Source organism: Thermonema rossianum DSM 10300, from assembly GCF_000426825.1.
In the GTDB taxonomy this organism is placed as follows: Bacteria; Bacteroidota; Bacteroidia; order Cytophagales; family Thermonemataceae; genus Thermonema; species Thermonema rossianum.
On sequence record NZ_AUGC01000013.1, the window covers coordinates 62,017 to 73,867 of the forward strand.

Annotated in this window: 11 protein-coding genes; 5 read left to right on the forward strand and 6 right to left on the reverse strand. The window is 51.1% G+C overall.

Features of this window, described 5'->3' with window-relative positions; all coding sequences use genetic code 11:
- Positions 1 to 105 precede the first annotated feature (105 nt).
- The 4 genes from K384_RS09815 to K384_RS09830 form a co-directional block, all read right to left on the reverse strand.
- Positions 106 to 1,257, reverse strand: a complete 1,152-nt coding sequence (locus tag K384_RS09815) for an ABC transporter permease (RefSeq protein WP_038031864.1) — start codon at positions 1,255 to 1,257, stop codon at positions 106 to 108.
- The gene (locus K384_RS09820; protein WP_038031866.1) at positions 1,254 to 2,207 is read right to left on the reverse strand and encodes an HlyD family secretion protein; all 954 of its coding nucleotides are present in this window, start codon (positions 2,205 to 2,207) and stop codon (positions 1,254 to 1,256) included. The genes K384_RS09815 and K384_RS09820 overlap by 4 nt, the downstream gene beginning before the upstream one ends.
- A gap of 37 nt (positions 2,208 to 2,244) precedes the next feature.
- On the reverse strand, positions 2,245 to 3,687 hold the full coding sequence (locus tag K384_RS09825) for a TolC family protein (protein WP_038031868.1): 1,443 nt from the start codon (positions 3,685 to 3,687) through the stop codon (positions 2,245 to 2,247).
- A 74-nt stretch (positions 3,688 to 3,761) separates the two neighbouring features.
- Positions 3,762 to 4,202, reverse strand: a complete 441-nt coding sequence (locus K384_RS09830; RefSeq protein WP_038031904.1) for a MarR family winged helix-turn-helix transcriptional regulator — start codon at positions 4,200 to 4,202, stop codon at positions 3,762 to 3,764.
- A 210-nt stretch (positions 4,203 to 4,412) separates the two neighbouring features.
- On the opposite strand from K384_RS09830, the gene K384_RS09835 reads away from it, so the two are divergent.
- From K384_RS09835 to K384_RS09850, 4 genes are all read left to right on the forward strand, one after another.
- Entirely contained in the window at positions 4,413 to 4,817 is a 405-nt protein-coding gene (locus K384_RS09835) for a hypothetical protein (protein WP_157630126.1), read from the forward strand.
- Between the two features lie 171 nt (positions 4,818 to 4,988).
- A complete protein-coding gene (locus K384_RS09840; RefSeq protein WP_038031873.1) occupies positions 4,989 to 5,783 on the forward strand; it encodes an MbnP family protein in 795 nt (264 codons plus the stop codon).
- Positions 5,784 to 5,831: 48 nt separating this feature from the next.
- Positions 5,832 to 6,893 carry a cytochrome-c peroxidase gene (locus K384_RS09845; protein ID WP_038031875.1) on the forward strand — a complete coding sequence of 354 codons (1,062 nt, stop codon included), beginning with the start codon at positions 5,832 to 5,834 and terminating at the stop codon, positions 6,891 to 6,893.
- A 21-nt stretch (positions 6,894 to 6,914) separates the two neighbouring features.
- Positions 6,915 to 7,862: a hypothetical protein gene (locus tag K384_RS09850; RefSeq protein WP_051633308.1), complete on the forward strand. Its 948-nt coding sequence runs from the start codon at positions 6,915 to 6,917 to the stop codon at positions 7,860 to 7,862.
- A gap of 86 nt (positions 7,863 to 7,948) precedes the next feature.
- Here the strand turns inward: K384_RS09850 and K384_RS09855 are convergent, their stop codons facing one another.
- Entirely contained in the window at positions 7,949 to 9,385 is a 1,437-nt protein-coding gene (locus K384_RS09855; protein WP_038031876.1) for an NADP-dependent isocitrate dehydrogenase, read from the reverse strand.
- An 89-nt stretch (positions 9,386 to 9,474) separates the two neighbouring features.
- Here K384_RS09855 and K384_RS09860 point away from each other — a divergent pair, with 89 nt between their 5' ends.
- Positions 9,475 to 10,404: a LysR family transcriptional regulator gene (locus K384_RS09860; protein WP_038031877.1), complete on the forward strand. Its 930-nt coding sequence runs from the start codon at positions 9,475 to 9,477 to the stop codon at positions 10,402 to 10,404.
- Here the strand turns inward: K384_RS09860 and K384_RS09865 are convergent.
- A complete protein-coding gene (locus K384_RS09865) occupies positions 10,393 to 11,352 on the reverse strand; it encodes a sodium-dependent bicarbonate transport family permease (RefSeq protein ID WP_038031878.1) in 960 nt (319 codons plus the stop codon). The genes K384_RS09860 and K384_RS09865 overlap by 12 nt on opposite strands.
- Positions 11,353 to 11,851 lie beyond the last annotated feature (499 nt).

Consider the following 11,851-nt stretch of genomic DNA (forward strand, 5'->3'; position numbering starts at 1 on the left):
AGAATTTCTTTCAAATAAAAATCCCCCTCAAAGTTTGCCCATAGCGTACAAAAGCAGGGCAAACCGGAGGGGGCCAATCAGCTTAATGTTAAACTTGCACGCACGCTACATGTGCTGCCCGCGTTTTTGCAGACGATACACCGCCAGGCAAGCCAAGACACCATAAACCGGTACTTGCACGGCAAGTGTCAGCCAGGCACCGGCTGCTTCTTGTGGCGGCGCACCCATCACACCTACCACACGGTAAATCTCCAGAAAAGGCGTAAGAGGCAAACACTGCGCTATGTATTGTATGACTTGTGGCATTTGACTCAAAGGATACGTAAAACCACTCAACACAAAACTGGGCGTGGCCACTACCATCAAAACCTCCGTTGCTTTCAGCTGATTGGGCAGGGCAGCACTCACCAGCACACCCAAAGACGAAGCAGCCAACACCATCAATAAAGCGGCTGCCGACACCTCGGGCAGGTGCGCCGGCAAAGGCACCCGGAAGATGCTAAAAAACAAACCATACAACAGCCAAATGCCTGCCGACATGAGCAAGTAAGGCACCGTCTTTACCGACAGCCAATAAGCCGCAGACTTACGCAGGGGAAGCAGCTCACGCTGCCAGCTTCCCCCTTCCCATTCGGCAGCCATGCTCAGCGCCAAAGCCAAAAGCAAGACCTGCTGCAGGATGGTAGCCAGCATGCCCGGATATAAGAAAAAGGCATAATTGGCACTTTCATTGAAACGGCGGTGATAAAAAACCCGCACCGGCTGAAATTCTTGCAAGGCAATGGCTTCGGCTTTTCCCTGTTTTTTGAGACCTTCTATGCTCAAACCGGCGTTGAAAGTACCCAGTGCCTGCTGCAAAGCACGTGCCGCATAATTGGCGGTCAAAATATTGGCTGTGTTGATTTCAACCACTATTTCCGGCTGACGTTTATACAGAATATCAGCCTCGAAGTTATCCGGAATGATCACCAGTGCATGCACGCGCGGCATGTGGGCGGGGGCTTGGCTGCGCGAAGGCAAAACAGCTACCACTTTTAGTGTTTCGGTGTCATCTATCATGTCAATCACCTTTTGGCTCAAAGGCGAATGGTCTTCATCCACGATAGCCACCGGCAAGTGGTTCACTTTGCCGTCTTGATAGACCAAACCCAGCAGGACGGCATAAAACAAAGGTGCCCCCAAAAAGATAACACGCAAAACACTGTTGTTCCAAAACAGGCGGAACTCCCGCCCAATCAGTTTCATCCATTGCTTCATGGCTTCCAAATCACGGTTTGATGAGTTAACAACTGCTTGGCAGCTTCAGCATCTACTGCCTTCATTTTTACTTCATAGAGATACTCGCTCAGCTCATACTGCGGATAAGCACTGCTTGCCGTGGCATAGGCAGGCAGCTGACGAATGCTTGTAATGCGCGCCTTTAGGATGCCGCCACTATGAGGCAGCTGCAGCTGCACTTCCTCGCCCGGGCGATGCTTGACAGCCACGGCTTCGGGCACCGATACACGGAAATATGTCTCGTTGAGGCTGTAGCCGCGGAACAAAGCATAACCGGGCAATGCCAGCTCGCCTTTATGCAACGCAATGGTTTCTATGCTCATGTGCTCAGGTGCCAACAACACACGCTCTTTTTCGGCGATGGCTACCTCCTGCAAAGCGCCTTCCACCTGCTCTTTTTGCCCCAAGGCTGCCAGTTTCTTTTCTGCCCTCACGCCTTTTTTCACTTCTTCGAGGGCAGCCGATGCCGCCTGCCATTGGGCATATGCCAACTGGTATTTGGTGAAGGCTTCGTCAAAAGCTTGGGGGGCTATCAAAGAGTCCTGCGCCAAAGCTTCCAAACGTTTGAGCGTTTTGCGTGCAAACTCATATTGCTCTTTGGCTGCCTTATACTGCGCCTCCACGCGCTCCAGCTGCTCTTTGGTAGCACCGTTCAATGCCATTTGATATTGAGCATCGGCGGCTTGCAGCAAACCTTCCACTTGTTGCCTTTTGGCGGCCACCTCGGGCACCTCCAGCACAGCCAGCGTGTCGCCGGCATTGACCACTTCGCCTTCCGACACATAGAGGTGTTCGATGCGCCCGGCTATTTTGGGTGCCACACTTACCACTTCTCTGTACACTTTGCCTTCAAAATGACGCTCTTTTTCTTCTTTGCATGCCTGCAGCGCCAACAAACCACAGGCAATCCATATCATTTTCTTTTTCATCGCGTTTGTTTGTTTTATCATGTGAAGGATGGGGATACTATTTATTTACTGCTTCGAAAAGGCTTTGTCCTGACGCTCTCAAATAGGCGCGATAGGCTTTGCGCTGCTCCACAATGGCTTGATGATACTCAAGCTCTGCACGGGCATAGTCTTGCTCGGCAGTGAGCCAATCGGTTACCGACAACAAGCCTTGCGCATAGCTGCGGCTTGCCAAAGTCAGATTGTGGCGGCTCACCTCCAACGATTGCTTTTTGATGCTCAACACTTTGTTTGCCAACTCCCAATCGGTCTGCGCCTTTTGGTAAGCCAGCTGCAGCTGCTGCTGCTTGTATTCACCTTCTTGCGCTGCCACTTCACGGTCTATTTTGGCTTTCTCTATGCGGTGTTTCTCTTCCATACCGTCGAAGAGGGTCCACTTCATGCCTACCCCCACCATCCAAGTAGGCTGCAGCTGAAATTTATCGAGATGCAGAGCCAAAGGCGGCGCCTGTTCGTTCAAGCGGTAGTCCGTGTAAAAATCATTTTGAAAGACCACTGCATAGCGATACGACGCAAACGCCTGTATTTTAGGCAGAAAGAAAAGCCTTTCCATGCGTAATTTGGCATCGTAGGCGTGATAGCGGGCTTCTATTGCCTGCCATTCGGGGCGCTGCTCGGGGCTTCCTTCCGCCTGTGCCTCCTCCCGGCAAGGGGCAAGGCTATCGGCAGGCGCAGGGATTTCGGCTTCCGGCAAGCCTGTCAGCAGCGCTATCTTTTGCACTATCAAGCGGCGGTTGCGGGCATATTCCTCTTCTTTGGCTTCGAGAGAAAGCAGGGCTACCTGTATTTTGTTGCGGTCGAAAGGCGTGGCAAGCCCCGCGGCAATGGCTTTCTCCACCCGCTCTTGCTCTTTTTGCAGACGCTTGCGGCTTTCATCCAACAGCAAACGGCTGTGCTCCAACAGCCAATACTGCTCATAAGTACTCAGCACTTCTTCTGCCAGTTCTTCTTTTTCTGCCCGAAGCATAAAATGCTCCGCACTTTCTTTGTGTTTCACTGCCTTCAGAGCCATGGGGATTTTACCCCCACTGAAAAGCAACATTTTGGCGGTGATGCCGGCAGTAGCGGCTTGTCCCCAAGTGGTAAAGTCCGATTCTCCATCGAAAAAAGTCAGCACCGGGGGCAGCAAACCACCAATTTGCGGGGGCAAGGGCAAGAGCGCCGAAGGTATTTGCACCGTTTGGGCATCGGCTTGCATGCGCGCGTCGAAATACATATACAACGCATCGGCTTCGATACGCGGAATGTAGCGTTGCCACAGCGCCTTGCGTTCAATTTCGGTTTGCTGAATCCGGCGTTCTTTGGCTTTGAAGTTCAAATTATTTTGAACTGCTTGTTCCAACAAAAAGCGCTCCTGCGCTTCTATAGTGCCTTGGGCAAAGGCCGAAGAGCAGGCACCTATGCACATGCTGAAAATGAGAAGTTGAGCAATTCTTTTCATTTTTTTGCTTTTTTAAAATTAATTGCAAAAACAATAGTTAATTATGCAACTTTTTGTGTAAAATTTTTTACTTACTATTCACTTTCCTCAAGGTTTTTATAAACTTGATACAGCACCTCACGGCATATCAATATTTTGTCCGCATCGATGCCCCTAATGGCTTCATCAAGTGTTTTTTGTGCCATTTCCATAGCGTCTTTTTCGAGCGCCTTGCCTTTTTCGGTCAAAAACACCCGTTTAATGCGCCGGTCACCCTCATCGGTATGGCGCCGGACCAAACCCTGCGCCTCCAGTTTATCGATAAGGCGCGTGATGCTGGGCTTGTCTTTATAGGTTTTTACGGCAAGCTCTTGTTGAATTTGCCCATTTTCGCGCCACAGCTCTACCAGCACAGCCCATTGCTCTTGGCTGATATCCAGGCCGTGCGCCTTAAAGTTGCGCAGCAGGCGCCGCCCGATAGCCGTAGAGGTGCGTCCAACCAACAAATTATATAAATCTTCTACCTGAAATTCCATTGCAATATACAATAGTTGCATATACAACCACAAAGGTAAATAAGCATTTTTAAATTTGCAACACTTGTCCGAAACGATCAAAGTTTCTACCTTCGCCACCCAAACAGCCGTTCAATGGCTTTTGCAGACCGTTCAAGCATATGATTACCGTCATTGCCTGCATGGCGTGGCGTACATTATTTTTACCACATCATCATTAGAGCCCCAATCGTGCAAACGCTAAGGACCAACATACGCTTACTCCGCCTGATGGCTGTCTGCTACCTGACAGTCATGGGCTTGTATGTTTTTCAGGGGCAGATGTGGCAAATCCACTACTTGCTGCACAAAAAAGAAATTGCGCGTTTGTACTGTGAAAACCGCAACAATGCCATCATGCATTGTGAAGGCAAGTGTTATTTACACAAAAAGTTGTTGGCAGCCGAAGCCGAACACGCACAAACCCAAGAAGCACCTGGCTTACCCTCGTTCGTCTTTCACCCTTGGTTTTTTCATGCACCCAACCTATATGTTTTACCGGTAGCATGGCTGCGGGCACTGCCCCTGCTTCCGCCCTATAGAATGCACCGGTATGGCTTCATTGCGGACATATTGCCCCCACCGCCCAAAGCCTGAGTTCTTTCTGTTGTACCGCCATGCTGTGCAAAGCTTGACTTTGCGCAAGCCCCGGGCATGTTTATGTCCAAACGAAGGTCCGGACAGTGTACACAAGCTCTTTGTGTAGCTGTTTCGCATGCCTTTCCATTCCTTTCATTGTCATTTTCAAACACCCAAAAGAAAGAACTCATGAAAAAGCTATTCATATTGTCGCTATTTATCCTGGCCGCACTTTCTGCATGCCAAAAGAACGAAAAAGACGAGGCGGTGCCTCAAACCAACGGTAAGCTGGAAATCAAATTCGACCATTTTGTGGGCACCGAGCGTTTCGCGCTCAATCAAAGCTTCACCAACCCATCAAGTGGGGAGTCGTTCACGCCTACCCTGCTCAAATATTTTGTCAGCAACTTCCGCCTTATCAAAGAAGATGGAAGTGAGTATGTGTTGCCGGCAGAGCAAAATTATTTTCTGATAGACCCCACCGACAACAGTCTGCAAAAAATACAAGTCGAAAACCTGCCTGCAGGCAAATACACCGCCATTGAGTTTATCATTGGCGTGGACAGCCTGATGTCCACCAAAGACGTATCGGAGCGCCCGCCCGTGCTGGACCCCGCCGGACAGGCACAGGATATGTACTGGAGCTGGAACCCCGGCTATATTTTCGTGAAGTTCGAAGGCACCTCGCCACAGTCTTCTGAAAGCGGCAATGTATTCAAATACCATATTGGCGGTTATGGGGGCTACGATACCCCCAGCATCAACTGCATCAGAAGCCGCCGCATCGAGTTTGGCGAAGCTGTCATGGTGAACGGCGACCACACCCCCTCGCTGCATTTGATTGTGGACGTGCTGAAGTTCTTCAACGGCAGCACTTCATTGAAGATAGCTGAGCACCCCGTAGTTATGTTCAACTCCTTCGCCACTGCCATTGCCGACAATTACAAAGAGATGTTTGTGTTGGACCACATTCATGAAGACTAACCTTCTGCGGGAGCCTGTGCTCCCGCTTCCCTGAAAAAACGAAAAGCCATGAAGCCAGCCTATATCAAGCAAACGAGGCACCTCTTGCTGTACCTGTGCCTGTTGGCTTGCAGCGCATGCCAACAACAGGTGGAAGAAGTGCCCATCCAATGGCAACAGCCTGCTCATTTTCCGCCACCGGCTTACGACTTCAGCCGTAACCCTGTCACCACGGCCGGTTTTAAACTGGGCAAACGGCTGTTCTACGATACGCGCCTGTCGCGCGACAACAGCATCAGCTGTGGCAGCTGCCATATCCCTACCTCTGCCTTTACCCACCATGGGCACGACCTGAGCCACGGCATCGACGACCAACTGACGCTGCGCAATGCGCCGCCGGTAATGAACCTGGCATGGCACAAAGAATTTGGCTGGGATGGGGGCGTGTTTCAACTCGACCTGTTTGCCATCTCGCCCATTGAAGCACACAACGAAATGGATGAAAAGTTGAGCAATGTGCTTGAAAAACTGCGCGCAGATGCCTCCTACCGCCAAATGTTCAAAGCAGCATTCGGCAGTGAAGAAATCACCACCGCCCGCTTTCTGATGGCCTTGGCACAATTTCAACTCATGGCGGTTTCTGCCAATTCAAGATATGACCGCTATTTGCAGGGACGCGACACCCTCAGTCTCTTGGAGCAGGAAGGGCTGCGCATATTTCAACAAAAGTGTGCAGACTGCCACGCCGGTGTATTGTTCACCGACCTCAGTTACCGGAACAATGGTTTGGCACCGCGCCGCGTGCGCATCGAAGGGGCGGACTCCGTCGATACGGGGCGCTACCGCATCACTTTGCAGCCTTCGGACCTTTACAAATTCAAGGTGCCTTCCTTGCGCAACCTGCGCTACACTGCCCCCTACATGCATGACGGGCGCTTTCGCACCTTAAACGAAGTGCTCGAACACTACAACAGTGGCGTGCAGCCCTCCCCCACCCTCGATCCCCGCTTGCAACAAAGCGGGCGTGTGGGCATTCCGCTAAACGAAACAGAAAAAGAAGCCTTGCTGGCTTTTCTCGAAACCTTGAACGATGAATCATTTGTGCGCGACCCGCGCTTGTCTGAGTTCTAACCCCCCAAAACCCCTTATGCCATGCGTTACTTCATTCTTTTACTCGTCATTGCCCTGCTTCCTGTAAGCAATACCCAAGCCTGCGAGATATGCGGCTGTGGGGCGGGCAGCTATTACTTCGGCATCATGCCGCAGTTTCATCGCCATTTTGTGGGGCTGCGCTACCGTCAGGCGGGCTTCCGCTCGCATGTCAACTCCGATTACCTGCGCACCCAAGAGCAATTCCATATTGCCGAAATATGGGGGCGGTTCTACGTGCACCCGCGCGTGCAGGTCATGGTGTTCGTGCCCTATGGGCTGCATACTCGCGAAGTGGAAAGCAGCCGCAGCCAAAGCAGTCTGCAAGGCATGGGCGACGCCATGGTGATGGGCATGTATCGTGTATGGGACACGGCACAAGACACGACCCGTGTCAGAAGCTGGAAGCATGCCTTTTGGTTGGGCGGCGGCGTAAAAACCCCCACCGGTGTGTATGACTCCCAAGGCGACCTTTACAACGACCCGGCCGCCAATCCCAACTTTCAAATAGGCACGGGCAGTTGGGACTTCCTGCTGTCGGCACTCTATACGTTCCGTTTCACACGATGGGGCATCAGCAGCCAATGGAGCTACAAACACAACACGGCGAACCGGGACCACTACCGCTTCGGGCATCGCCTTACACAAAACACCGAATTCTTCTACATTCATCAATTGCGCCGCTTCGGCATCATGCCACATGCCGGCATTTACAGCGAATGGATACAAAAAGATGAAAACAGCCGGAAGGTGATGGAAAGCACCGGCGGTTATTCGCACAATGCAGTGGCCGGCTTGGACCTGTTTTTCAAACAAAAAGTGCAGGTGGGCTTTCTTGTGCAAAGCCCCATAGACCAAAAGCTGTCGGCCGGCGAAGTGCTTGCACAAAACCGCTATCAGTTACAAGTGGGCATCTTGTTTTCGTCCTTTAAAAAACAAAAACAAGAATGACTGCCCGCCGGTCAACCACAGCAAAAAAGGGAACCACAAGCGTGGCTCCCTTTTGTTTTTGCGGCTTTCGTCTATTTGAACCCTGTTTACTGTCCCTGTCCCAAAGAGAAAGCCCGTTGTCCGTCGAAGGTATAAAGGTTTTCGGTTTTGATAACGTCAATACCTGCTTCCAAAGCACGCTGCAACAAAGCCGGCACTTCGGCAGCGGCTATCGGCTCTGCCGACTCGAAGCGGCAACGCCAGTGGTCGGTGCAGAAGGTTTCGTCGAAGCCGTTGGGCCATACTTTCACCCCACGGTTGGTAATCATGCTCAGGCGCATGTGCTCGCCCTGTATGGCTTGCAGTTTTTCGGCCAGCTCGTTGGCATTGCTGCCGTCCCAATCTACAAACACATCTACCCCCAAAAGCTCTTTTTTGCGTGGGCGGCGCTCATATTTGGGAATCTGAATCTGCAGGCCGTCTTCATAGCTCACCGGCTTGAGCTGCACGGGCTTCTCGCCCAAGTGGGCAATGACTGCCTCGGCAAAGCCCTTGGTCGATACTTTTTGTGTACTTACCCCCTCGCGGTAAATATCGGCTGTATGGATGCCTTTTTCAATCACGCGCAACCAGGCGTTTTGAATGGTTTCGGCGTAGCTGCCCAAGCCCAAATGGTTGAGCATCATGATAGCCCCCTGCAGCAAGCCCGAAGGATTGGCAATGTTTTGCCCGGCAATATCGGGCGCCGAACCATGAATGGCTTCAAACATGGCACACTGCTCACCTATGTTGGCAGAGCCGGCCATGCCTACCGAACCGGAAATCTGTGCGGCCACGTCCGACAAAATGTCGCCATACAGGTTGGGCATTACCACCACGTCGAAGCGTTCGGGCGTGTCGGCCAAACGAGCCGCCCCGATGTCCACAATCATATGTTCGGTCTCTATGTCGGGATATTCGCGTGCTATTTCGTCAAATACCCGGTGAAAGAGCCCGTCGGTCTGCTTCATGATATTGTCTTTGGAAAAGCAAGTCACTTTTTTGCGTCCTTGCTGACGGGCCAGGGCAAAAGCATAGCGTATAATCCGCTCGCAACCCGGCCGTGTGATGAGCTTCAGGCACTGCACCACATCGTCGGTTTGCTGATGCTCGATGCCTGCATATAGGTCTTCTTCGTTTTCGCGCACGATGATAACATCCATGTCCGGATGCTTGGTTTCCACAAAAGGCGCATAGCTGCGACACGGGCGCACATTGGCAAACAGCGCCAAAGATTTGCGAATGGTTACGTTCAGGCTCTTATACCCGCCGCCCTGCGGTGTGGTAATGGGGGCCTTCAAAAATACCTTGTTGCGCCGGATGGTATCCCACGCTTCACTGCTGATGCCGGAAGTATTGCCCGACAAATACACTTTTTCGCCAATCACCACTTCTTCCCACTCAATAGGCACTTGGGCTGCTTCCATGATAGAAAGCACGGCTTCCATGATTTCGGGACCTATTCCATCCCCTACGCAATAAGTTACTTTCTTTAAGGTGTCCATATAACATTTTTTTAATGCCTTTGCAAAGGTAGTTTTTTCAATTCATAAGTTTTTATTTAAATTTTCAATGCTTATCATAAACAAATTTTATGAACTACACTTTGCATCAGCTGCGCATCTTTTTGGAAGTGGTAGAAAAAGGCAGCATCACGGCGGCGGCGGAAGCCCTGCATCTGACCCAGCCGGCGGTGTCGGTGCAGCTCAAAAACCTGCAGCATCAGTTCCAACTGCCTTTGTATGAAGTGGTTCAGCGTCGGCTGCACATCACCGATTTCGGGCAGGAAATAGCTGCCTTGGCACGCGAAGTGCTTGCCATGACCGAACAGATAGAGCAAAAGCAGGCGCTTTACTTGGGATTGGTAGAAGGCAAGCTGCGTTTGTCGGCCGTGCATACCGGGCAGTATTTACTGCCTTTTCTTATCAGGGATTTCAACCGCTACTATCCACAAGTACAAATCGAGCTGTGGGTCAAAGACAAGCGCCAGGTGGTCGAAGACCTCGAACAAAACCGCATTGACTTCGCCCTGATGACCCTTCCGCCCACCTCCGTTCCTCTCAACACCCAAGCATTCATGCCCAATTACTTGGTGCCTGTCATGGGGCGGCAGTCGCGTTGGCAGCAGCTGCGCTTCGAAGAAGTGATGCAACAAGCCCCGGCGCTCCTGCGCGAGCCGGGCTCCGGCACCCGTCAAATCACGGAAGATTATTTGAAGCAAAAAGGCATACAACCGCACCGCTTCAGTGAGTTCAACTCAAGCGATGCCATCAAGCAAGCCATCATAGCCGATATGGGATGGGCTATTTTACCGCTTGTCAGCCTGCGCAACGAGCTGTTGCTCGAGCAGGTGCAGCTGATCGACTCGCCCGATTTTCCCCTGCAAACGCAGTGGCAGTTTGTTTGGCACAAAGAAAAACGCCTGTCACCGGTGGCGCAGGCGTTTCTTCAATATACAGAAAGCAGTAAAAAGAACTTCCACAACACTTACTTTGCCTGGATGGACCGGCTGTTAAAAGTTTGACACCAGGGCATAGTAAAGCGGCAAGCCTATGGTAATGTTTACGGGGAAAGTCACGCCCAAAGCCATAGGCAAAAACAAACCCGGGTTGGCTTTTGGCACGGCAATGCGCATGGCTGCCGGCACCGCAATATAAGAAGCACTGGCTGCCAACACGCTTACCAAGAAGCGGTCAGACACCACATCGGTAAACCATCCGCTCATGTAGGCAAACACCACGCCGTTGATTAAGGGCATCAGCAGGGCAAAAAGCAAGGCAAACCAGCCGTATTTAAAAAAGGCTTTCAGGTTTTTGCCGGTGGCAACGCCCATATCCAACAGAAAGAGCGCCAAAAAACCTTGAAATATATCATTGGTAAAAGGACGAATGCCCGCCGCCTGCTTTTCGGTGGCAAGCAAACCAATAAACAAGCTGCCCAACACCATCAACACGCTGCCGTTGGTTAAAGCATGGTGTATGGCCACACGTTTTCTTACACGCTCGGCACGATCGCCAAAGAAGTTGATCAACAACAAACCCACGATAATGGCCGGGGCTTCCATCATGGCCATGGTGGCTACCATATAGCCGTGCAGGCTTTGTTGCATGCTTTCCAAAAAGAGCGTGGCTGTCACGAAAGTAACGGCACTGACCGAACCATAAGAAGCCGCCACCGCCCCGGCATCATATACATTCAAACGCCGGCGCAAAATAAAAAAGGAATAAAGCGGAATCACGACAGCAGAAGCCAGCCCCAAACCTATGACCCCTACCACACTCCATGAAAAATGCTCGTGTGCCAGCTCTTGCCCTCCCCGGAAGCCAATGGCAAAAAGCAGGTACAAGGAAAGAAACTTGGAAGAGGTAGTGGGAATTTGCAGGTCGCTGCGCAGCTGTACCGCCACAATCCCCAGCAGGAAAAACAAAAAAGCCGGATTGGTAAAGTTGTTCAAAACTAAATCTACATTCATGGCAAAAAAACGAATGGTTTACACAAGGCGCAAAGCTATAAAAATTGCAGGACATTTCACGGATGGCTCAAAGCAGAGGGTTTTGAACATAAGCGGCACACACGTGCAGCCCGGTGCCATGTTTCTTTATCCTGCTTCCGGGCTTTACTCTTTTTGTCATTTCGTTCTCTTCCCCTTGTTATTTCAGGCATCCTACCTTTTGTCATTTCGAGCGCAAGCGAGAAATATCTTTTGCTTTTTGTGGTTTGGTGGCTCTGAGATCTCTCACCTCACTGCGTTCGGTTCGAGATGACAAACTGCCGGGGGTGAGAGATGACAGGCTACGCCTATGCAGGATGATAAGCAACGGGGACTAAAATAAAAAAGCAAGGCTAATGCCTTGCCGTCGCAATCCTTCTTTTAATGGTAGATGCGCTGTGTGTGTTTTTTAAAAAAAGCTATGGAGATAAACAAAGAACTTTTGTCGCAATCCTTCTTTTAATGGTAGATGCGCTGTGTG